The sequence below is a fragment of the Pseudoxanthomonas sp. CF125 genome (genome assembly GCF_900104085.1).
GTDB lineage: Bacteria > Pseudomonadota > Gammaproteobacteria > Xanthomonadales > Xanthomonadaceae > Pseudoxanthomonas_A.
The window spans coordinates 42,430-65,081 of the sequence record NZ_FNLD01000002.1 but is presented as its reverse complement, the minus strand read 5'-3'; the positions used below and the strand labels follow the sequence as shown (position 1 = coordinate 65,081).

Here is a 22,652-nt window from a genome sequence, read left to right as displayed (position 1 = left end):
GTTGGCGGCCACCTCGCGGTCAACCTGGTCCGGTCAACGGGATCAGATTCATTTCCCAAGATCGCGAGGCGCTCGTGCTGGAGAAAAAATGAATACGACTTTTTACGTGCGCAGGACGGTATGCGAAACTCCGTTGTGGCACCGTTGTATGCGGATGTGCCGCGTTTCTTCCCTGTGGCCGAAGCGAAGGAGACCAAGATGGAAAATCGATCAAGCGGGATCAACCGGCGCCGGGTGTTGCAGGCAATGGGACTGGCAGCAGGTGCGGCATGGAGTCCGCTGGCCGCGTGGGCCAATCCATCGGATCGCAAGGATCGCGCCGGTGCCGGCGGCAACCAGGGGGCGACGTTGCGTGTGGCGCTCATGGGATTGGGCAGCTACGCCGCGCAGGTGGCGGAAGCCATGCAGTCCTGCAAGCGCGCCAGAGTCGCCGGACTCATCAGCGGAACGCCTTCCAAACTCCAGGAATGGGGAACGAAGTACGGCGTGCCGGAAAAGAACCGGTACGACTATGGAAATTTCGACCGCATCAAGGACGATCCGGACATCGATGCGGTTTACATCATCACGCCCAACGCGTTCCATCGCGATCAGGCGATCCGCATCGCCAAAGCGGGAAAGCATGTCATCTGCGAAAAGCCGATGGCGGTCAGCGCCAAGGAAGGGCAGGACATGATCGACGCCTGCGCCGCCGCCGGCGTGAAGCTGCTGGTGGGCTATCGGATGCACTTCGAGCCCAAGACGCTGGAAGCGATCCGCATGCGCAAGGCAGGCGATTTCGGAAACATCCTGTTCTTCCAGGGCCTGTGCGGCTTCCGCATCGGCGATCCCGGCCAGTGGCGCCTGGACAAGGCGCTGGCAGGCGGCGGGTCATTGATGGATATCGGCATCTACGCCATCAATGGCGCGCGCTACATGGTGGGCGAAGACCCGGTATGGGTGACCGCGCAGCAAAGCAAGACCGACCCGGTCAAATTCAAGGAAGGAGTGGACGAAACCATCCAGTTCCAGCTGGGCTTCCCCAGCGGAGCCGTGGCTTCCTGTCTGTCCACCTATCAGATGAACCATCTGGACCGCTTCTTTATGACCGGCGAACAGGGATTCGCCGAGCTGCAGCCTGCCACGGGCTATGGCCCCATCCAGGGCCGTACCCACAAAGGCGAACTCGCGCAGCCGCACGCCCGGCACCAGACCCTCCAGATGGACGAGATGGCCGGCATCCTGCTTGACGGGAACACACCCATGGTCCCCATCGACGGCGAAGAAGGCCTGAAAGACCTGAAAATCATCGATGCCATCTACGCCGCCTGTGGAACCGGCGTCAGGCAGGAGCTGCGCCTAGGCTGAAGGGAAGTAATCAAAGCAGAGAAGCTCTTGTAGGATGGGTTGAGCGAAGCGATACCCATCGCTACCATCCCACCACTCACGCAAGAGGTCACGGATGACCAACTATCGACGCACATATGTTCCCGGCGCCACATGGTTCTTCACCATCAATCTAGCCGAGCGCCGCTCACGGTTATTGGTGGATCGTGTTGACGAATTGCGACAAGCCCTGCGTTACGTTCGGACGCGTCACCCCTTTCAAATCGACGCCATGGTGGTATTGCCAGACCATCTGCACGCGATCTGGACCTTACCTCCGGGCGACAGCGACTACCCGCTTCGCTGGCGATTATTCAAGACGTGGCTCTCCCGCCACGTACCTCAGGGGGAACTCCGAAGAGCCAGTCGAGTCGACAAAAGCGAACGCGGGATATGGCAACGCCGTTATTGGGAACACCTGATCCGGAATGAAGCCGATCTGCACAGCCACATTGACTACATCCACTTTAATCCCGTGAAGCATGGCCATGTCTTGAGGACGGTGGATTGGCCGCATTCCACCTTTCACCGTTATGTGGCGAAAGGCATCCTGTCTGCGGATTGGGGTATTGCACTGGGTCGCGACGTCGGCTTCGGAGAGCGCACGTGATGGGTATCGCTGCGCTCAACCCATCCTACTGGGCTGAGGGGAAGTGATGTAGCCCGGTAGGCTGGGTTGGTTTAATCAACCCAGCATCTCGCGGTTGCAAGCTAAAAGCGCTGGGTTGACGGAGCTAGCCCAGCCTACGGCCCTTCCTCTCGCAGAATTTCGACCCCCGCGTGGTCCGCTCGATCCAATCACGTGCTTGCCTCCTGTGGAGATTGCAGCCTTATCCTGGCGCGGATTCGTGCGGGCAGCATGAGCGGAATGCGAGGCGGAAGCGAAGCACGGCTTCTGCCGCGATGTAGCCCGGGTACGGCCGCGATTACAAATACCCCAGATGCATCAACGTGAAGGCAGTCATGTCGGCGCAGGCATGAAAACTGATCACGTACCACAGGTTGTCCGGCCAGCGCTGCCGCACTGCCGCCGCGAACACCGCGAATACCAGCGCATTGGCCACGCCGAAGGCACCGAGTTGCACGTGATAGGCGGCGAACAGCAGCACGACGAGCGTCGTCGCAACAACCGGCCGCCCATGCCACGCCGGCAGGTGCCGCAAAAGCATGGCCTGCAAAAACCCGCGGAATACGAGCTCTTCATAGAACCCGCCGATCACCCAGGCCAGGGCGAGGGCAATCAGATAACCGAACAGGTGCGCGCGCACGAAATCGAAACTGGAAAGATCGGGCAGCTCGCCCAACAGACGAGCCAGCATCGGACCGATCGCCGTGTAGTTGGCCATCGCATAGGCCACACCGAGCGTGCCGCCCACCAGCAGCGGCACGATTCCCAATGCCCGCCACCGAAACCCGATGTCGGCAAACCCGAGCCACTGATACCGCAGCATCCCGGCACACAGGCCGAGCCCAAGCAATGGGTAGAGGAACATCGGCACGCCGAGGTGCGGCGCGAGCAATACGCACAGGCTGCCGAATACAACCAGCAACGTTTGTGCGGTCGCCGGTCGGGAAGGGGTCAACGGGGCATCTTCCATGCGGTCAGTGGGTCACCCGCCATTTCTTGCGCAGAAAGTGATCAGACATCAGGCTACACCGCGCACCGGAATCAGTGAACTCCGCGTCCGACCCGAGACAATTGTGGAACGCGGGGGCTGCTGGACGCCTGCGACTGACGGCGTTCTCCTTACTCTGCCAACGCCTTGACCAGGTCGAACAGGTAATCGCGGCCGACGTAGACAGAACGCACTTCAAGACGTTCGTTGAGGCCATGGGCCCCGTTGCCGTCGGGGTCGCCCCACATGCCTGGCGCGCCGTAGGTCGGGATTCCCACCGCCGACAGGTAGAGCCCGTCGGTCGCGCCGGTCGAGAGCGACGGGATCACCGGCACGCCGGGGAAATACTTCGCGCTCAGCGCCTCCATCGGGCCGATGATGGCCGGATCGAGGGGCGGCGACTTGGCCAGTGGCTTGTCCTTGCGCGCCAGCTCGATCGAGATGCCGGGATTGCCGATGATGCCGGCCAACCGGTCCTTGATCTCGGCCGGCGTATGGCCGGGAAAGATACGGCAGTTGACGTTGGCTTCCACCCGCTGCGGCAGCGCGTTGACCGCATGGCCGCCATCGATCATGGTCGCCACGCAGGTCGTGCGCAGCATCGAGTGGAACCCTTTGTCGGTGTTGACCACCGTCGCCGCGTCGGCATCGCCCGGATTCTTCGCCAGGGCCATCATCGCCGTTCCCATGGCGTCTTTGCGCGCGGCGCCAGCACGCTCGAAGAACACGCGGGTGGTGGTATTGAACTCGGCGGGAAACTCGTGCTCGCGGATCTTCAGCAGCGCGTCGGACAAGGCGTAGATCGCGTTGTCGCGCACCGGCTGGGAGCTGTGTCCTCCCCGATTGGTGGCGACAAGCTTGTAGTCCTGGTAGATCTTCTCGCCGACCTGGATCGACTGCGCCACGATATGGCCCTTGCCGTCGGTGTCGCCGCCGCCGCCTTCGTTGAGCGCGAAGGCCGCATCGATCAGGTCGCGCTTGTTGTTGGCGAGGTACTGCGCGCCGTTGAACGCGGTGTCGGTCTCCTCGCCGCAGGTCAGGGCCATCTTGACGGTACGCGCCGGCTTGTAGCCGTCCTGCCTGAAGCGGATCAGGGCGTCGGCCCAGGTCGCTGCCATCATCTTGTCGTCGGCGATGCCGCGGGCGTAGTAGTAGCCGTTCTCCTCGATCAGCTTGAACGGGTCGCGCTCCCAGTCGGCGCGGTTGGCCGCCACCACGTCGATATGGGCCAGCAGCAGGATCGGCTTGAGCGTGGCCGACGTGCCGGGATAGATCGCCACGATGCCGCCCTCCTTCGGATGTTCGGGCACCGAGAACAGGGTGATCTGGTCGTCGGCGAAGCCGGCCGCCTTCAATCGCGCCGCGATCTGCTCGGCGGCCTGGGTGCAGCTGCCGTTGGTGACCGTGGTGTCGGTCTCGACCAGTTCCTTGTAGAGCTCGAAGAATTGCTTCTGGTCCGGACGCAGCTCCCCCATCGTGCCGGTCGGCACCTGTGCTGCCACCGGACACGCCACGAGCGCAGCGGCAGCGAGCGCGATCAACGCCTTCATCGACTTCTCCTTCGGTAGTGTCCGGACATGCAGGTCGGCGTCGATATCGCCGACGCCAGTGAGCGGGGATTTCCGATACTACCGCAACGCCACAGCGCCGCAGGTATCGATGATCTCGAGTGCCCGTGCATGGAAGCGCTCAAGCCATCCTACGGGGCCTGCTATCCGGCATCGTCACGGACACGCTCCACGCGCGTGCGATACGCACTTACGTTGTTGCCGGAGATGCTCGTTTCCCGTGTTCCGTTGTTCTCGCCTATTTTCTCGTCCGAGCCGGTCACCGGCTGCGCCTCGACGGCCGTTTCGCGTTCGAAGGCGTGCGATTTGTCGGTGTTGCGGTAATAGCGGTACAGGGCCCAATACAGCGCGGTGGCCCCGGCGGGGCCGATCGCGAGCAGCCAGAGTCCATTGTCGTCGCTCATGACGCGGCCACCATGATCCAGAGTGCGATGCCTTCAAGAAACGTGCCCACGGTCAGCGCGGCCGTGAGCAGTTTCCACTGCTGCACCGGCACGCTGCCCATGGTCTCCCCGGTACGGCCGTTCACCGCGATGTAATGCAGCATGCCGCCGTTACGGCCCGGCTGGTGGTACGAATACAGCCACACCGGCAGGTACATCGATACCCAGCGCGTGCCGTGGACGCTGAGGCGTTCCTGCTCCCAGCGCACACCGCGATCGTAGCGGCGCACTGACGCTTCGACCTGGGCGCGACCGACCGACAGCAGCTGGTCCTCAAGGCGCGGCCGCAAGCGTTCGACGTCGGTGTTGCGCTTCTCCGAAGTGAAGCCGGACAGGTAGGAAGCGTTCCACTTCACTGCGTTCTTGGTGTCGAAGGGCAGGATCGTGTTGATGATGTTGTTGGTGTTGGTTTTCGTATCCAGATTGCCGCGTTCGGTCGAGGACTCCAATGGCAGGTCATCCACCGTGAAGTCCACGTGCCGTTCGACCTGGTACACGTCGGCGTCGTAGTAGGTCTTTTTCTTGTCGCCGCTGCCGCGCGTGTACTCGCGCGTCTGGATCTCGCCCTGGCCGGCGACGCCCACGCTCACGTTGCCGTCGACGATCATGTAGGGCAGATAGACGCCGACCACGTTCTCGGGCGTGAACTGTTCCTTGAAGGCCTTCAGCGCGAACAATCGCCGCTTGTCCACGAACTGGCGGATGCGTGCGACCGCGTCTTCCTTCCTGATATGGAAGGGCAGCACCGCATCGGGCACCGCACCGTTGGCCACCTGCTCGTTGACGCCCAGGACATGCCGGCACCAGTGGCAGCGCGCCGTCATCGCGTTGTCGGTATTGACCGTCACCTCGGCGCCGCAGCCGGTGCACTTGAAGCTCATCAGGCTGGCGGCGTCGGCTGCGATGTCGCGCGCGCCGGAGGCGATCACCGTGCCCTTGAGCTGTGCGATCCCCTCGCCGAATCCGAATTCCTCCTCGACCCGCGCGCCATCCCATTCGTTGCGGCAATACAGGCAGACCAGCAGGTCGCTGCCGGGCTTGTGGCGGATATCGGTCGCGCCGCATTTCGGGCAGCGGTTGAGGCCGTCCTTCAGCTCGGCCGCGGAAGTGTCGATGGCGACCGGGTCAGGCGCCAGCAATTCCTCGCGGATCGGTTCGGGCAGCGTGGCCGGGTCGACCGGCAGGCTGCCGGGCAACGGTGGGACGTCCTGCGGTGAGCCAGGACCGGTGACGGGCGCCGCCGGAATCGGCGGCGGCAGGTTTGAGTTGGACATGTTCGCTGCTTGCCCGTTGCTTACAGGCCTAGCGCCTTGGCTTTGAGCGCGTCGTAGTCGCCCTGCGTAATCAGGCCGAGATCGAGCATCTCCTTGGCCTTCTTCAATTTGGCGACCGGATCTTCGGCGGCCGGTGCCGCTGGCGTGGCCGGCTGTTGAATGTTGCCGATGCCGCCCAGCATGCCCGACGCCATGCCCACGCCGACCAGACCCGCGGCGCCGCCGTTTTCGCCCGCCGACTGGATGCCCTGGGCCACGCTGGCCTGCAGGTTGGAATTGCCGCGCGAACCGGCCAGCGCGTCAGCGCGCTGCACGGTCTTGAGCAGTTCACGCGTGTTGGCATCGTATTCGATCGACACGATGGCGGTCTTGACGATGGCCAGGCCGCGTTCGGATTTCCACTGGTAGCCGCTCTCCACCGCATCGGACAGGCTCTTGGCGAAACCCAGCGAATCCTGCTGCAGCTTGGTGATGCGATTGCCCTTGGCCGGGTCGTTGGAGTACAGGCTGAAGGCCGGCGCCAGCGAACCGACGACTTCGTTGAACAGTTGGCCGGCAGCGGCATTGTCCAGATCGGTGAAGTCGAAGACCTGGCCCGGCTGCAGGTAGCTGGCCGGCACGAAATTCTTCACGAACAGGATGGGGTCGACGATCTTCAGCGTGTAGGAGCCGCGCGTCACCGCGCCGACCTGCGTGTTCAGGAAGCCGTCGTCCCAGTAGATTTCCGATTGGGTGCCGAAGCGGTTGTCCGGCAGTTCCTTCAGCGAGACGAAGAAGGCCGCCTGCTGCGAACCGGGCTGGCCGCCGAACTTGAAGCGCTCCCAGCTCTGTTTGATGAGCGGGCCGACGATCCCATCGCCCGCGAAGATCGATTGCGAGTTGACGTCGTCCGAGCGCCATTCGTAGCCACCCGGCTCGGCGGCGAAGCCGGTGATCTTGCCGTCCTGGAACAGCAGCAGCCCGTAGCCCTCGGGCACCACGATCTTGGAGCCGTTGGTGATGATGTTGGAGGAACCCTGCGTGTTGGATCCGCGTCCGGCGTTGGTGCCGCGCGGCACCGCGGCGAACAGCGCCGCCGTGGACGGCAGGCCTTCGGGAACCGTATAGAAATCCTTCCACTGGTCGCCGAGCATGCCACCGACCGCACCCGACACTGCTTGCACAAGACCCATGACATCTCTCCGTGATTCGTGGCCGGGCAACGTACCCGCCATAGCGAACGTACTATACCGTTCCGGGCGGCCGACTCGGCAACTCGGAACAAGCGTGCAAGAAGTTAATCGCGTCGTAACACTTACGTGCGTCGAGTCTGAGCACGCCCGTTACAACAACGACGCGCGATGGGAGTCGTAAGCTTGAAGCTCTTCTTGCGACTTGCATGTACATGCCGGCTGGCAATCACTTCGCCGGCAGGAATCCATGCGCCTCCACCAACTCAACGCCCGGCGCCGCGCGCGCGCAGCTTGCCAATTGCGCGACATGCCCCTGCCCGTAGAACACCACGGCGCGATCGCCGGGTTTGAGCGCCTGTAGCAGTCGCGCGCAGATGGCGAAGTTGCGTTTCGCCCAAGCGGCGTTGAGGGCGACGCCGGGTTGCTGCTCGCCTTTGCCATAGCGCAGGAACTCTGCATAGAAGGAGACAGCCTCATCGATGGCCTGCTGCGTGTTCATCTCGCGCAGAACGCCGCCAATGGTGTGCGTGGCCTGCAGCTCGGTGATGCGGGCGGTGATGGCTTGCGCCTGCTCCATCAGCGCGCCTAGCGCATCGGCCTTGCCGTTGGCCTGGGCCCACGCCTGTACGGCTTCGAACGGGAAATCGCCGGGGACATCCAGACCGTGGACCTGTTTGAGGCCACGCTGCTTGGCCAGGCGGAAGCCGAGCTGCACTACTTCGTTGGTGGAGGGCGGCAGGCTGCCGTTGAGGTATTGCACGTACTGGGTGCTTGCGGTGTCGGCCGGCCATTCGACGCCGACCAGGGTCGGCTCGAACTTCGCCAGCGCATCGGTAACCGCCTGCAACTCCGCTTGTCGCTGCGGCACGGTGACATCCACGGACTCCACGTTGGCCTGGTCCTGGCCCGGGTTGCTGAAATGGTAAGTGCCGACGATCAGCACGCGTGCGGGTTCGGCGGCCTGCAGGGCGGCGGACGCCAACACCAGGCACAGTGCGAGCAGGTAGCGGGTCATGGCAGCAGCCTCACAAGGTTTATGGAATCCGGGCAACTTTGCATCAGCAAGCGAACCGATACCTGCCTTGCCTGCCAACGCGGCGAACGGGAGCGGCCGACCTCGCCATGGATTGTTTGCCAGTCTAGGACGGCCGGCGCCTGCCGGGCATGTGCCGTAGGATGGGTTGGATAGCACGGTAGGCTGGGTTGGTTTCATCAACCCAGCATCTCGCGGTCGCAGGCTAAAAGCGCTGGGTTGATGGAGCTAACCCAGCCTACGACAAACAAAAAGAGTCAGAGTACATATTTGTTTGACTCCTTATGTTTTGCTTTTTCGCCTTTTTTCGTTTTAGTTAACAAGGGTGTTTGGCCAACGCAACCGCATCGGCGCCTGCTGCAAAACGCAGGCGGCCGGAGGTGTCGTTCGCCGCCTGCCACACCGCTTCAGCCACTTCGTCCGGGCGGGTCGTAGCGTCGAGTTGCGAGAAGCCTGCGAAGACTTTGCCCGCGAATGGCGCATAGGGTTCGGTAATCAGACCCTGCATGCGTGCGGCGCCGTTGTCGGCGAAGCGCGTGTCGGGGCAATAACCGGGTTCGATCAGCTTCGCGCGCACGCCGAACTCGGCGAGTTCCAGCGCCAACGATTCGGTGAAGCCTTCGATCGCGGTCTTGCTGGCCGTATACGCCGCGACCAGCGGGAACGGCGCAAGCGTGGCGCTGGAAGTGACGTTGACGATGGTGCCTGTGCGGCGTTCGCGGAAGCGCGGGATGGCCGCCTGACACATCGCCATGGTGCCGAAGGTGTTGGTTTCGAAGATGTCGCGCACGGTCGCCATCGGCGTGGCCTCGAATGCGCCGAACAGGCCAAGGCCAGCGTTGTTGACCAGCACGTCGATGGGGCCCGCTGCGTCCAGTGCCCGGGCGATGCTGTCGGCATCGGTCACGTCCAAGGGCAGCACACGGATGCCGGCCGACGCGGGGAACAAGGCGGTGCGGGGTTGGCGCATGGTGGCAATGACTTGCCAGCCCTGCGCATGGAAGTGGCGGACGGTGGCCAGGCCGTAGCCGGACGAGCAGCCGGTGATCAGTGCGGTATTCATGGGGTGGCTCCTTGGATGGTTAGCGGGTCGAGGAGGCAAGCTTGACCCGCGCGCTCTGGATGATCGATAGTCAAACGTCCGCATTGTTTTAGCGATAGTCCGGCTATGAGCGATCCGCTATCCCAGGTCATTGGCCTTCTGCATCCGCGGGCCGCATTCGCCAACGTCATCAGCGGCAAGGGTCGCTGGGCCGTGCGCTATGCCGAATACGGCAAGCCCAGCTTCTGCGTCGTCCTGGAAGGCGGCTGCCAACTGGCTATCGACGGCCACGCGCCATTCGCAATCGGCGCCGGCGATTTCATCCTGCTACCCACCACCCCAGCCTTCACTCTGGCCAGCGACGATCCGCCCCCGCCCGTGTTGCGGGATCCGGACGCCTTGCCCAGCGACGGCAGCGAGGTGCGCTACGGCGAAGTGGATGGCACACCGGACCTGCGTTCGCTCGGCGGTGCGTTCCTGTTCGACAACGGCAACCCGGCCCTGCTGGTCTCGCTGTTGCCTGCCGTGGTCCATGTGCGTGGCTCCACGCGTCTGGCGCAACTGGTGGCGATGGTGGCCGAGGAGACCACCACGATCCGGCCCGGCCGCGAGTCGGCGCTGTCGCGGTTGGTGGAACTGCTGCTGATCGAAGCCATGCGCTCGACCACCGCCGGCAGCGCCCCGCCTGGATTGCTCAGGGGTCTCGGCGACGAACGTCTGGCCATGGCGCTGACGCTGATGCATGCGCGCATCGAACGCCCCTGGACGGTCGCGCAACTGGCGAGCGCCGCCGCGCTGTCGCGTTCGACGTTCTTCGAGCGCTTTACCCGCACCGTTGGCGTGGCGCCGATGGAATACCTGCTTGCCTGGCGCATGCAGATCGCCAAAGAGTTGCTACACCAAGGCGAACTGCGCGCGTCGGAGATCGCGGAGCGCGTGGGTTATGGATCGGGCAGCGCTTTCAGTGTGGCGTTTCGGCGATATGTGGGGATGGCGCCGAGTCGGTATTCGCAGTCGGGCACGCACAACCACGCCTGATATCGGCGTGGTGGAAATGCGGCAACGGGGTCGAAACAAAGGCGCCAACAAAAGGCCAGAGGGAATATTGGTTTAAAACCGATATTCCCTCTGGCCCTTTTCTTGGGAGCAACGCATTCGCGTCAACGAGCTCAACGCCAAGTGTTGCGCGGACGCAGCACAGTAGGCTGGGTTGGTTTCATCAACCCGGCATCTCGCGGTCGCAGGCTAAAAGCGCTGGGTTGATGGAGTTAACCCAGCCTACGGCTCTAGCCGGCGATGTAACTCATCAAGAGGTCGGCCAGCTCTTTCGGATGACTGAGCGCAACGCAGTGGCAACCGGGAATCTCGTCGGGGGCGATGCCCAGGCGCTCTATCGCAATCCGGCGGAGGAAGTCGGCCGGGAAAAACTGGTCGTCTTTGCACAGCACAAATTTCGTCGGCACCTCCGGCCACGCGTCCAGCGGCCACGGCGTACGCCAGGCAGTCGGCGACTCATCGCGCGCCCTGCGCAACGCCTCTTCGGCCAGGGCGCGTGGCACGCCGTTGTAATAGCTGACGAGCGGATCGTCGTTGCCGGTCTTTCCGTCATCGCGCTTGGCCTGTTCCCGCGAGGCCTCGCTGTAGCCGGTGTTGGCCCACCAGTCCTCCGGGGTCTCCCCTGGAGCCGGAATCATCGCAGCCAGCAGAACCAGCAGGTCGGTCGGCAGTCGGGCGGCTACCAGCGGTGCGGTGAAGCCGCCATACGATTGGCCCACGACCACCAGATCCCTCCGGCTGCCGACAGCCTCGACCACCGCGTCCGCGTACTCATCCAGTCCCGCGGAGGGGTCGTCGCACGGTAGGTCGGGAGCGACCACATCGTGCCCCTGCGAACGCAACTCCGCCTCCAGCAGATGCCAGTACCAGCCGACATCACCGCCGCCATGGATCAACACGAAGGTCGTCATGTTCGCGAATCCTTGCACCCAAGGTCGTTGATTCGGTTGAAAAGAGTATCAGGAACGATTTTCCGCGTCATAAGCTGTCCCTGACACCTTAAAGTGACCTCTGCCCACCTTGGTCCGGGACTTGGACTTCAAGAATGTGGGCCCGACGATACGGAATGAAACTGGAGGAACACTGATGCGTACGATACTGATCTGCTTCGCCCTGTGCGCCAGCTTGTTGGCCACCTGCGCGGCCCGGGCGCAGACGGCAGCGGCGGCCGAGGCGTGCAAGTCAACGGCTGCTGGCGATCTGCATGTGCATGCATTGAAAAGCGAGATCTTCGGCAATGAGCGGAAGATCCGTGTGCTGTTGCCGGCAGGGTATGGCGATGCCACGAACAAGGATCGCCGCTATCCGGTGCTGTACCTGCTCGATGGACAAAACGTCTTCGACGCGTGCCTGAGCGAGGTCAGCCACCACGAGTGGAGCGCCGACGAAACGGTGCGGCAATTGGTCGCGGACAAGAAGATCCCGCCGCTGATCGTGGTGGGCGTGGATCACGCCGGCAAGGACCGTGCGCGCGAATACCTGCCGTACAAGGATTTCGTCGGCAACCCCGACATGGACGAACCGGCCGGCAAGCAGTTTCCCGATTTCATGACCAAGGAAGTCATGCCGCTGGTCGACGGCCAGTACCGCACGCTGACAGGCGCGCCCAACACCGGCATTGGCGGTTCGTCCTACGGCGGCGTCGCCAGCCTTTACGCCTTGCTGGCCAAGCCGAACGCGTTCGGCTATGGCCTGATCGAAAGCCCGGTGCTGTGGGTCGGCATGGGTCAGTTGGTGCGCGATACCAGTCCGTTGGCGGCCATGCCCAGGAAGGTATTCGTTGCGTTCGGCGGCAAGGAGGCGTCGGATCCGTACATCAGCCAGAAGATGATCGGGTTCGTGCGCCAGGTCGAATCGAACTTCCACGCCGCCGGTTATGACGAAACGAATTTCCGGGTGGTCATTGATCCGGATGCGGAGCACACCGAAGCCGCCTGGGAAAAGCGATTGCCTGGTGCGCTGACTTTCCTGTTCGGCGATTGGAAACCGACGCCCGCGCAGTAACTACGAGCTGACCAACTGACCGAAGAAGCCCTTCCCCCGTTTACGGGGGAAGAGCCTGCCCCGTACTTGATACGGGGTGCCAAAGGCGGATGAGGGCGCTTTTCGCATCAAGACTGAGTTGAAGTTAAGCCTATTGCGTTGGAATACGATCAAGAGCTGCCCCCATCCGCCCTCCGGGCACCTTCCCCCGCAAGCGGGGGAAGGGTTCATTCTGAAGGACTGCTTTTCCCGAAGCTGGTGACCGCTGGCGATGCGGACTGGCGATGATTGAACCAGGCGGCAATAGTCGATCAGTTGAATCAAGAAAGGCCCCGCAATGCGGGGCCTTCTCAATGCAGAAGCGGGTCGTGCTCTGGCGGTAATTTCAGCTTGCGGCTTTCATCGCCTCCTTGCGGCTGCGCATGATGTTATGGCACTCCACTATGCGCGGCATGTACTTTTCCGCCGACGCTTTTGCCGCTGCCGGCGTGTCGTCGTCGTCGATCGTGTCCTTGAAGGCGGCCATCAGACGATCTTCCGCTTCTTCAAGCTGGGACACGTATTCATAGTTGGTGTCGCCCAGGGCCGCACGGACATCGGTATAGGCCTGCGCCATGGTTCCGACCATGGTGCCGTGTTCGGCGGGCTCACCGCCGGTCGCGGTGACGTCGGCGCTCAGGCCGGCGACGATGTCGCGTTTGTGCGACGCCATCTGGCCGAACAATGTGGACAGTTCGCTGTCCTCCACCTTGCCAGCCGCTTCGGTGTAGAAATCGCCACCGTCGCGTGCGATCTCGATCAGGTCGTTCAAGCTGTGCTGGGTCTCGGTGTTCACGTTCATTTTTTCGATGCTCCTCCAATGTGACGCTCATCTTCGACCATCGGGCATCAACACGGCGTGCAATCCGTCGTCCCCAGTCGTCACGTTGCAGGAACATCCGTACCTGTGCATTGCGCAGGACTCACGACCGTTTTCCGCATGATGTGCGGGTAGTTCAGCTGGGTAGACCAGCTTCGCTGTTGAAAACCGCTACGCTCAATCCATCCTACGGCTGTCGAATACGGGCGACGGTAACGCATCGTCGGAAAGGCCGGGATTAACGCCGGCCCTTGCAGTGGGCCGGCTTGATCCAGCACGAACGAGGCCAGCGATGCGATACCCGCCTTCGTAGAGGAGCAGCGGAAGCAGCCAGCTCAGCCAGAGCAGGATTGCGATCGCCTCCGGCGATGGAGCCAAGCCCATCGCTAGCTGAGCTTGAAGAAGGAGTCGGAAAGTGATCGGGGAGAGCGTCACCAAATAGTTCCGAATCATCCAACGCCGGTGTTTCCATACAGTTCCGCCGCGTATCGCAACCATTCCGAACAAGGCAGTCGTCAACCACGCCAACGCCGTTGCGGCAAACGCCGAGCGGATTTCGAACGGAGCAAATGACGTGGCGATGAGCCCCGTGGCTCCTGCGCAGGCGATGAGCATGGCGACCATGTAAGTCCGGCCGATCCAGCGGTGCAGGCGCGCATAGGCTCGCGGCCATCGGGTCAAGAATTGGAGCGGGCCGAGGACAATGGTCATTGCTCCACCGGCCAGATGGGTCCACAGCCACCCTCGCCGCGACCAGAACATGGTGTATGAATCGGGATCCGGATGGTGATATTTTCCGTAGACGGTCAGCAGAAAATTGAGGCTGATCAGCCCCAGTGCGAGCCATGCGACTGCCCAGCCAAGGCGACGAAGGCGAACGTGGATGGGTGAAGCGCCCTGTTGGACTGCGCGATGCATATACACCTCAGGCCATGCCTGGCCAAAGCATACACAAGCGCTGGCCGACCCCATCCGGCACGGCGGTACGGCATGGCCCGAATGCTGCCCGCGGATGTATGAAGCCCATGCCCTTATCGTTCTATTGGCGCTCTGGGCCAATGCGGATGCGATAGTCAGGATCGTTCCTCAGTGGAGCGTGACCGCGAACTGCTCTGCGGTGCGTCGATAACCTCGTTGCCGGTGCCGATGAGCGCCGGATCTGGCGCGCCGTCAACCGCCGGCGCCACCCGGCCCGGCTAGCAGGCCTGGACAGCCCGATCTCGCCTAATGCGACCGAAAGGTGTACAAATGTACACCCATGGATACCCTACCCCCCAAACGCGCCGCCGTACTGGCCTTCCTCCGTGACCAGGTGGAAGGCCACGGACGCGCGCCCAGCCTGGCGGAGATCGCCGAAGAATTCGGTTTCGCTTCGCGCAATGCCGCCCAGAAACACGTCCAGGCCCTGGTCGCCGATGGCCTGATCGAACTGGCCCCGGGCCAGAAGCGCGGCATCCGCCTGGTCGGCGGGCGCGGGCCGGGCCAACTGGTGTCGCTGCCGGTGCTGGGCCGGGTGGCGGCCGGCTCTCCGATCGGCGCGGACATCGGCCTGGACCAGCAAGTGTGGCTGGACCGCACCCTGTTTTCGCTCAAGCCGGACTACCTGCTGAAAGTGCAGGGCGACTCCATGATCGACGATGGCATCCTGGACGGCGATCTGGTCGGCGTGCACCGCACCTCCGAAGCGCGCAACGGCCAGGTGGTGGTGGCGCGCGTGGATGGCGAGATCACCATCAAGCGTTTCGAACACGGCCGCAAGAACATCCGCCTGCTGCCGCGCAATCCCGCGCACGCCGCCATCGTGGTGGAACCGCACCAGGACTTCGCCATCGAAGGCGTCTACTGCGGACTGGTCAGGAAAGGCTGATGGGCGCGGTCGTCGCCCTGGAAACCCTGCTCGCCGCACAGACCTTGTGGCGTGCCGGCCGCACCGCCGCCCTCGCTGTGGAAGGCGAAAGCACCGGCCATGCGCCACTCGACGCCCTGCTACCGCAAGGCGGCTGGCCGCGCCGCGCGCTGACCGAACTGCTGCTGCCCGCCGATGGCGTGGGCGAACTGGAACTGCTGTTCCCCACCCTCGCGCGCATGACCCAGGCCGGCGGTACCGTGGTGGTGGTGGCGCCGCCGTACATTCCTTATGCGCCGGCATGGCAGGCGGCCGGTGTGGAGCTGGCGCATCTGGAAATCGTGGAAGCGCAACCGCGCGACGCCTTGTGGGCGTTCGAACAATGCCTGCGCAGCGGCACCTGCGCTGCCGTGCTCGGCTGGCCGCAGAAAGCAGAGGCGCAATCGTTGCGCCGCCTGCAGGTAGCCGCCGACAGCGGCGATTGCCTGGGCTTCGCTTTCCGCGATCGCAAACACCTCGCCAATCCTTCGCCCGCCGCCTTGCGTCTGGAGCAGGCGGACGGCGCCTGGCATGTGCGCAAGTGCCGTGGCGGACAACTGCCTTCGCGCAATTTCGCGCTGGCGACGCATTGAGCCGCGCGCATGTTGTGGGCTTGCATACTGCTGCCGCAGCTGGCGCTGGACTCTGTCCTCCGGCGTTTGCCTGACCCTGAAAAACCGCTGGCGCTGGTCACCGGCCCGGCGCATCTGCGCAGCCTGTACGCAGTCAACGCATCGGCGGCCGAGGCGGGTCTGTCCCCGGGCATGCGTCTGTCCGCCGCGCATGCGTTGCTGGCCGACGTGGCCACGGTGGAACACGACGCACAGGCCGAAGCCCGCTGGCATCGTTTCCTCGCCGCGTGGGCCTACCGCCACAGTTCGCTGGTCAGCGCGCAGTGGCCGGGCTGCGTGGTGCTGGAAGCGCGCGCCAGTTTCCAGCTGCTGGGGCCATGGCCGCGTTTCGAGGCGCGGCTACGCGAGGAACTGACTGCGCTGGGATTCGCCCATCGCATCGCGCTGGCGCCCACGCCGCGCGCAGCCCGCGTGCTGGCGGGACTGCGCGACGGTATGGCGGTGACTTCTGCGCCCGCCATGCAGGAAATCCTGGCGAAGGTGCCGGTGCGCCGTGCCGCCTTGCCGGACGACAGTGGCGAGCGCCTGCACCGCATGGGCGTGCGCGACCTGCGTGCGCTGCGTGCGCTGCCCCGCGACAGCCTGCGCCGGCGTTTTGGCCTGGACATGCTTGCGCATGTGGACCGCCTGTATGGCGAGGCCGACGACCCGCTGGATTACTACGCGCCGCCGGACCACTTCGACAGCCGTGTGGAATTGGGTTACGAAGTCGAACACCACCCACCGTTGTTGTTTCCGCTGCGCCGTCTGGTCAACGACCTTTGCACTTATCTGTCCATCCGCGATGGCGGCGTGCAGCGCTTCGTACTGCGGCTGGAGCATGAAGAAAGCGCGCATACCGATGTCGAGGTAGGACTGCTGGCCGCAGAACGCGAACCGGCGATGCTGTTCGAACTCACCCGCAACCGGCTGGAACGCGTCTCCATTCCCAAACCCGTGGTGGCGATGCGCCTGCTGGCGCGCGAACTGCCGCCGTTCGTGCCGGCTTCGCGCGACCTGTTCGACACGCGCGCGCAACAGACCCTGCCATGGCCGCAACTGCGCGAACGCCTGCGCGCGCGGCTGGGCGATGAAGCCGTGTACCGCGTCGCGCCGGCCGGCGATCCACGCCCGGAGCGTGCCTGGCGTCGCGACGACGGCAGAGCGGCCATCGAACCGGTATTGCCGCCACGTCCTGCCTGGCTGCTGCCGCATCCCGTGCCGTTGCGTGGACATGGCCTGCGCATCGTTTCCGGCCCGGAACGGCTGGAAAGCGGCTGGTGGGATGGCGAGGACGCACGCCGCGACTATTACGTGCTGGAAACCGCACAGGGTCAGCGCGCCTGGGCGTTCGCGCCGCCGGGCGGACAAGATGGCTGGATGCTGCATGGATGGTTCGCATGAAGTTCGTCCGCGTGCCACTGGAAGCGGCCAACGATCCAGGCGATCCGTTGCCTGCCTATGCCGAACTGCATTGCCTGTCGGATTTCTCGTTCCTGCGCGGCGCCGCCAGTGCAGAAGCGCTGTTCGCCCGTGCCGCGCAGTGCGGCTACGATGCGCTGGCCATCACCGACGAATGCTCACTGGCCGGCATTGTCCGCGCGTTGGTGGCCTCGGAAGAAACAGGTATCAAGCTGATCGTCGGCAGCGAATTCCAACTGGAAGACGGCTTGCGGCTGGTATTGCTGGTACAGACGCAACAGGGTTACACCCATCTCTGCCAACTGATCACGCAAGCGCGCCGTGCCGCCGGCAAGGGCGAGTATCTGATCACCCGCGCCGATTTCGAAGCCCATACCGACACGGAGGGCGTACCGGGAATCTTCGCCTTGTGGCTGCCCGGTCGCAGCCCTTCGGCGGAACAGGGCGCCTGGGTGCGCGACACCTTCAGGGCGCGCGCCTATCTGGCGGTGGAACTGCACCGCGACCGCGACGACGCGCAACGCCTGCAGGAATTGCTCGCGTTATCGGCACGCCTGTCCTTGCCCGCGGTCGCGGCCGGCGATGTGCACATGGATACGCGGCGCATGCGCGTACTGCAAGACACGATGACCGCGATCCGCCACGGCATGACCTTGGCCGATGCAGGCGCGCATCTGTTCCGCAACGGCGAACGCCATCTGCGCAGCCGTCGCGCGCTGGGCAATATCCATCCGCACACCTTGCTGGAAAACGCGGTGGGCATCGCCCGGCAATGCACTTTCGATCTGCGCAAGCTGGACTACGTCTATCCCGCCGAACTGGTGCCCCCTGGCGAAACACCGGCCAGCCATCTGCGTGCGTTGACCCTGGCGGGCTTGCGCGAACGCTGGCCCGGAGGCGTGCCCGCAAAGGTGGTCGAAACCATCGAAGGCGAGCTGGCCCTGATCGCCAAGCTCAAGTACGAAGCCTTCTTCCTCACGGTCGAGGACATCGTCCGCCATGCGCGCAGCCTGGGAATCCTCTGCCAGGGGCGCGGTTCGTCCGCCAACTCCGCCGTCTGCTACGCGCTTGGCATCACCTCGGTCAATCCGGAAGAGAGCCGCCTGCTGATGGCGCGCTTCCTGTCGGAGGAACGCAACGAACCGCCGGACATCGACGTGGATTTCGAGCACGAACGCCGCGAGGAAGTGCTGCAGTACGTCTACAACAAATACGGGCGCGAACGCACCGCGCTCGCCGCCACCGTGATCCGCTACCGCGGACGCAGCGCGCTGCGCGATGTCGCCAAGGCCTTCGGTCTGCCGCCGGACCAGATCACGCTGCTATCGGGCTGTTATGGCTGGGGCAATGGCGAAACACCCATGGACCAGCGCCTGCGCGAGGCGGGGTTCGATCCGGAGAATCCGCTGATCCTGCGCGTGCTGGCTTTGACCGAAGCCTTGCACGGACACCCGCGCCATCTGTCGCAGCACGTGGGCGGCTTCGTGATCTCCGATACGCCGCTTTGGAATCTGGTGCCGGTGGAGAACGCCGCCATGGCCGACCGCACCATCATCCAGTGGGACAAGGAAGACCTGGAGGAGATGAAACTGCTCAAGGTCGACTGTCTGGCCCTGGGCATGCTGACCTGCCTGCGCAAGGCGTTCGAACTGGTGAAGGAGCACCGCGGTTACGAGTTGACGCTGGCCAGCGTGCCGCCAGGCGACCAGCCCACCTACGACATGATCCAACTTGCCGACACGGTAGGCGTGTTCCAGATCGAATCGCGCGCGCAGATGAGCATGCTGCCGCGGCTCAAGCCCAACTCCTTCTACGACCTGGTGGTGGAAGTGGCGATCGTGCGCCCCGGACCGATCCAGGGCGGCATGGTGCATCCCTACCTGCGCCGGCGCATGGGCAAAGAGGAGCCCGACTATCCGTCCGAAGGCGTCCGGGAGATTCTCGAACCCACTCTGGGCATTCCCCTGTTCCAGGAACAAGTGATGGAGCTGGTGATACACGCCGGCTATAGCCCCAGCGAAGCGGACAACCTGCGCCGTTCGATGGCCGCCTGGAAGCAAGGCGGCGACATGGAGCCGCACCGGGCCCGCATTCGCGAACTGATGGAAGCCAAGGGCTACACCTCGGATTTCATCGATCAGATTTTCGAACAGATCAAGGGTTTCGGTTCCTACGGCTTCCCGCAGAGCCACGCCGCGTCCTTCGCCAAACTCGTCTACGTCAGCTGCTGGCTGAAACGCCATGAACCTGCGGCGTTCGCCTGCGCGCTGCTCAATGCGCAGCCGATGGGCTTCTATCCGGCCAGCCAGATCGTGCAGGATGCGCGGCGCGGGCGAAAGTCACGGCCGGCGGTGGAGTTCCTGCCGGTGGACGTGACCTGCAGCGATTACGACAACATCCTGACGGGAGGCAGACTGGGGCGCGGATCGTTGTGCATCGAAGGAGACAAGGGCGAGCAACCGGCGATACGCCTGGGATTGCGCCAGATCAGCGGCCTGTCCGAACAAGCGGCCCTGGCCATCATGAGCGCGCGCCAGCGGCAGCCGTTCCACGATATCGCCGACCTGTGCCTGCGCGCGAGCCTGGACGACAAGGCGCGCAATGCCTTGGCCGAAGCCGGCGCGCTGCAATCCCTGGCGGGCAACCGCAACCAGGCGCGCTGGATCGTCGCCGGCATCGAACGCCAGCGTCCGCTGCTGCCCGGCAGTCCTGAAGAGCGGCCGATCGCATTGCCGGCACCGGCCATGGGCGAAGAGGTGCTGTCCGATTACCGCGCGCTTGGCCTGACGCTGCAGGCGCATCCGCTATCGCTGTTGCGCGATACATTGCGCGCGCGCCGGTTGCTGGGGTCGCGCGATCTGATCGACAAGCGCCACGGCAGCCGCGTGCACGCGGTGGGATTGGTGACCAACCGGCAGCGTCCGCAGACGGCCAGCGGCACCATCTTCGTGACTCTGGAAGACGAGCACGGCATGGTCAACGTGGTGGTGTGGGAACACGTGGCGCAGCGCGGACGCAAGGCGCTGCTGGGCGCCACGCTGCTGGCGGTGCGCGGGCGCTGGGAGCAGGTCGACGGCGTGGCCCATCTGATCGCCCAGGACATGCAGGACCTCAGCGAAATGCTGGGCAGCCTGCGCACTACTTCGCGGGATTTCCACTGATGCTGGCCGGGGCGTTCTCGCTGGACTTGTTCGCTGGCGCGATGATGCAGCTGGTGGACGATGCGGAAGGCGGAATCCGCTATTGGCCTGGATTCGTGGATGCCGCGCGGGCGCAGGAGTGGTTCGCCACTTTGCATGCGAAAGCTGCCTGGACGCATCTGCAACGGCCCATGTACGACCGTGTGGTGGATGTGCCTAGGCTGCTGGCCTCGTATCGCAGAGAGGCGTTTCCGCCGGATCTGCCATTGATGGACATGCTGATTCGTGTGCAGGCCATCGCGCCGGCACCCTATAACGGCGTAGGGATGAACCTCTACCGCGACGGCAACGACAGTGTGGCCATGCATAGCGACAAGCTGCATATGCTGACCAAGCCGTATCCCATCGCGCTGGTGTCGCTGGGAGATCCGCGCCGAATGCTGATCCGGGCCAAGGCAGGCGACCGCAGCGCGATTGCCATTGATCTGGAACCAGGCAGCCTGCTTTGCATGAGCCATGCCTCCCAGCTCAGCCATGAGCACGGCATTCCTAAGACGAAGAAGCTGCAAGGGTCGCGGATCAGCGCGGTTTTCCGCGTACGACCGGGTGGGCACCAGAAGGATTGATGGAAGGGACGAACGGTCCAGTCAGGTGTAGCGCTGACCACCGCTGCATCTCTGTTGCGCATCTCAACCAGGACGGCGGTAGCTACCCCTGAAAGAAAACGGTCTGGGACTCTTCTCAGGCATTGGAAGTGACTCTGACCTCGTTTTCTGTTGGTGCCATGGCCAAAAAAGCCGGATGGCAAGACCTCGGCTGGATTGGACTTGGAAAAGGCACTCTGACCCCGTTTTCAGCTTAGCTGTCGAAACCGCCGTGCTCAACCCACCCTACGGATCTTTCCGCCGATTGAGGCCGCCTCCGGCTTGCGCCGGCCCCTGCGCTAGACAATTGCTCGATTTTCGGTCTCAAACCTTGGGATTTGCTCTAGATAATGTACTCATTGCCCCAATCGACGGATAAGGGCATTCTTGGAGCAAGCCCACCCCGCGCCTAGATAGGAATAGCCGCACTAGCCGGAGCCACCTTGCGCTGAAGACTTGACGAGTGATGGGTGTGGTCGATCGAAAGCGTAGAGCTTGCGCATCGTGAAGATCCCGCAGCGCATTCAATAATCATAGAAATGGTAGATAGTATGGAGCGGCACGACTTGAGATATATCTCGCTATTTTCAGGCGGCGGCGGCCTAGATCTCGGCCTGGAGATGGCTGGCTGGAAAAATGCTTACGCGTCCGATAACGACCCATTCGCCGTAGAGACTCTTAAGGCAAACACCGGGCACAGCATCGGAAAGGGAAAGCGGGCGTTTGAAGATTCTTTTATAGAATGCGCGGACGTCCGCTCCTTAACAGCAAAATCGATTCTATCCAAAGCAGGCTTGTCCAGAGGTGATGCCCCCCTTCTTGCGGGTGGCCCTCCTTGTCAGTCATGGAGCAGCGCAGGACGCCAACTTGGGTTTGACGACCCTAGGGGACGCCTTCTTGAAGAGTTCGTCCGACTAGCCAATGAGCTAGATACACGCTGGCTGCTGATGGAGAACGTACGGGGGCTCCTAACTGCAAGGGGTCCGGATGGAATTCCTGGCTCGGCACTTGACCATGTCAGACGAGACTTATTGAACGCCGGATTTCAAACAACCGTGTCGTTACTCAATGCAGCTGACTTCGGTGTACCCCAGCGTCGTGTCAGGCTGTTAGTGATCGGATATCGGAGCGGAGACCCGCCACCGTTTCCACAACCCACTCATTCCAAAGTTAATGGGTCGTCAGGCCTGCTGAGTTGGCTGCCGCTCAGTAGCGCATTGACTTCCGTGGGCAAGCTTGCCCCTATCGAAATTATTCGCCCATCAGGAAAGATGGCTATCGACCTCGAGAGTATTGCGCCTGGTAGTGGCGTTAAGAGCCAGGGGAAAGCAGAGCGGACAAGGCCTGGAGGACACTGGGGCTATAAGCAGGGCGCATTTGTGACTGACCCAACGCAGAGTGCTCGCACGGTTACTGCAAGCGCTCAGCAGGATTGGATCCGAGACAAAGTCCACGGATTGCGACGCCTATGTCCCCGCGAGTGTGCTGCAATTCAGAGCTTTCCGCCGTCTTGGGAATTCAAAGGTTCCATGCAGGTGC

At 63.3% G+C, this 22,652-nt stretch carries 19 protein-coding genes; 9 read left to right on the top strand and 10 right to left on the bottom strand.

Annotation, left to right across the window (positions count from 1 at the left end; translation table 11 throughout):
* Nucleotides 1–198 precede the first annotated feature (198 nt).
* Nucleotides 199–1,347, top strand: a complete 1,149-nt coding sequence (locus tag BLR66_RS09695; protein WP_218119620.1) for a Gfo/Idh/MocA family protein — start codon at nt 199–201, stop codon at nt 1,345–1,347.
* A gap of 94 nt (nt 1,348–1,441) precedes the next feature.
* Nucleotides 1,442–1,975 carry an REP-associated tyrosine transposase gene (locus tag BLR66_RS09690; protein WP_093284945.1) on the top strand — a complete coding sequence of 178 codons (534 nt, stop codon included), beginning with the start codon at nt 1,442–1,444 and terminating at the stop codon, nt 1,973–1,975.
* Between the two features lie 316 nt (nt 1,976–2,291).
* Here the strand turns inward: BLR66_RS09690 and BLR66_RS09685 are convergent, their stop codons facing one another.
* The 7 genes from BLR66_RS09685 to BLR66_RS09655 form a co-directional block, all read right to left on the bottom strand.
* Nucleotides 2,292–2,948 (bottom strand): CPBP family intramembrane glutamic endopeptidase, encoded by a 657-nt coding sequence (locus tag BLR66_RS09685; RefSeq protein WP_176943825.1) that lies wholly within the window; start codon nt 2,946–2,948, stop codon nt 2,292–2,294.
* Between the two features lie 164 nt (nt 2,949–3,112).
* Complete coding sequence (locus BLR66_RS09680; RefSeq protein ID WP_093284937.1) at nt 3,113–4,531, bottom strand: M20/M25/M40 family metallo-hydrolase; 1,419 nt, start codon at nt 4,529–4,531, stop codon at nt 3,113–3,115.
* Nucleotides 4,532–4,692: 161 nt separating this feature from the next.
* On the bottom strand, nt 4,693–4,953 hold the full coding sequence (locus BLR66_RS09675; protein WP_093284932.1) for a hypothetical protein: 261 nt from the start codon (nt 4,951–4,953) through the stop codon (nt 4,693–4,695).
* The gene (locus tag BLR66_RS09670; protein ID WP_093284927.1) at nt 4,950–6,266 is read right to left on the bottom strand and encodes a hypothetical protein; all 1,317 of its coding nucleotides are present in this window, start codon (nt 6,264–6,266) and stop codon (nt 4,950–4,952) included. Before BLR66_RS09670 ends, BLR66_RS09675 begins: the two co-directional genes overlap by 4 nt.
* A gap of 20 nt (nt 6,267–6,286) precedes the next feature.
* Complete coding sequence (locus tag BLR66_RS09665; RefSeq protein WP_093284923.1) at nt 6,287–7,438, bottom strand: SPFH domain-containing protein; 1,152 nt, start codon at nt 7,436–7,438, stop codon at nt 6,287–6,289.
* Between the two features lie 226 nt (nt 7,439–7,664).
* Nucleotides 7,665–8,453 carry a DUF5694 domain-containing protein gene (locus BLR66_RS09660; protein ID WP_093284920.1) on the bottom strand — a complete coding sequence of 263 codons (789 nt, stop codon included), beginning with the start codon at nt 8,451–8,453 and terminating at the stop codon, nt 7,665–7,667.
* 334 nt (nt 8,454–8,787) lie between these two features.
* Nucleotides 8,788–9,534 carry an SDR family oxidoreductase gene (locus BLR66_RS09655; protein WP_093284916.1) on the bottom strand — a complete coding sequence of 249 codons (747 nt, stop codon included), beginning with the start codon at nt 9,532–9,534 and terminating at the stop codon, nt 8,788–8,790.
* 105 nt (nt 9,535–9,639) lie between these two features.
* Between BLR66_RS09655 and BLR66_RS09650 the strand changes: the two genes are divergently transcribed.
* A complete protein-coding gene (locus tag BLR66_RS09650; protein WP_093284913.1) occupies nt 9,640–10,551 on the top strand; it encodes an AraC family transcriptional regulator in 912 nt (303 codons plus the stop codon).
* 248 nt (nt 10,552–10,799) lie between these two features.
* Here BLR66_RS09650 and BLR66_RS09645 read toward each other — a convergent pair whose 3' ends face one another.
* Nucleotides 10,800–11,480 (bottom strand): alpha/beta fold hydrolase, encoded by a 681-nt coding sequence (locus BLR66_RS09645; RefSeq protein ID WP_093284910.1) that lies wholly within the window; start codon nt 11,478–11,480, stop codon nt 10,800–10,802.
* Between the two features lie 175 nt (nt 11,481–11,655).
* Here BLR66_RS09645 and BLR66_RS09640 point away from each other — a divergent pair, with 175 nt between their 5' ends.
* Entirely contained in the window at nt 11,656–12,573 is a 918-nt protein-coding gene (locus tag BLR66_RS09640) for an alpha/beta hydrolase (protein ID WP_093284906.1), read from the top strand.
* A gap of 364 nt (nt 12,574–12,937) precedes the next feature.
* On the opposite strand, the gene BLR66_RS09635 is transcribed toward BLR66_RS09640, so the two are convergent.
* On the bottom strand, nt 12,938–13,393 hold the full coding sequence (locus tag BLR66_RS09635) for a PA2169 family four-helix-bundle protein (protein WP_093284902.1): 456 nt from the start codon (nt 13,391–13,393) through the stop codon (nt 12,938–12,940).
* 195 nt (nt 13,394–13,588) lie between these two features.
* A complete protein-coding gene (locus tag BLR66_RS09630; RefSeq protein ID WP_176943824.1) occupies nt 13,589–14,329 on the bottom strand; it encodes a DUF2306 domain-containing protein in 741 nt (246 codons plus the stop codon).
* Between the two features lie 340 nt (nt 14,330–14,669).
* Here BLR66_RS09630 and lexA point away from each other — a divergent pair, with 340 nt between their 5' ends.
* From lexA to BLR66_RS09605, 5 genes are read left to right on the top strand one after another with little or no spacing between them, the layout of a single operon-like run.
* Nucleotides 14,670–15,278, top strand: coding sequence for a transcriptional repressor LexA (lexA, locus tag BLR66_RS09625; protein WP_093284893.1), 609 nt, complete (start codon nt 14,670–14,672; stop codon nt 15,276–15,278).
* On the top strand, nt 15,278–15,889 hold the full coding sequence (imuA, locus tag BLR66_RS09620; RefSeq protein WP_093284888.1) for a translesion DNA synthesis-associated protein ImuA: 612 nt from the start codon (nt 15,278–15,280) through the stop codon (nt 15,887–15,889). Before lexA ends, imuA begins: the two co-directional genes overlap by 1 nt.
* A gap of 9 nt (nt 15,890–15,898) precedes the next feature.
* The gene (locus BLR66_RS09615; protein WP_093284884.1) at nt 15,899–17,311 is read left to right on the top strand and encodes a Y-family DNA polymerase; all 1,413 of its coding nucleotides are present in this window, start codon (nt 15,899–15,901) and stop codon (nt 17,309–17,311) included.
* On the top strand, nt 17,308–20,490 hold the full coding sequence (locus BLR66_RS09610) for an error-prone DNA polymerase (protein ID WP_255402398.1): 3,183 nt from the start codon (nt 17,308–17,310) through the stop codon (nt 20,488–20,490). Before BLR66_RS09615 ends, BLR66_RS09610 begins: the two co-directional genes overlap by 4 nt.
* 20 nt (nt 20,491–20,510) lie before the next feature.
* Entirely contained in the window at nt 20,511–21,095 is a 585-nt protein-coding gene (locus tag BLR66_RS09605; protein ID WP_176943872.1) for an alpha-ketoglutarate-dependent dioxygenase AlkB family protein, read from the top strand.
* Nucleotides 21,096–22,652: the final 1,557 nt, after the last annotated feature.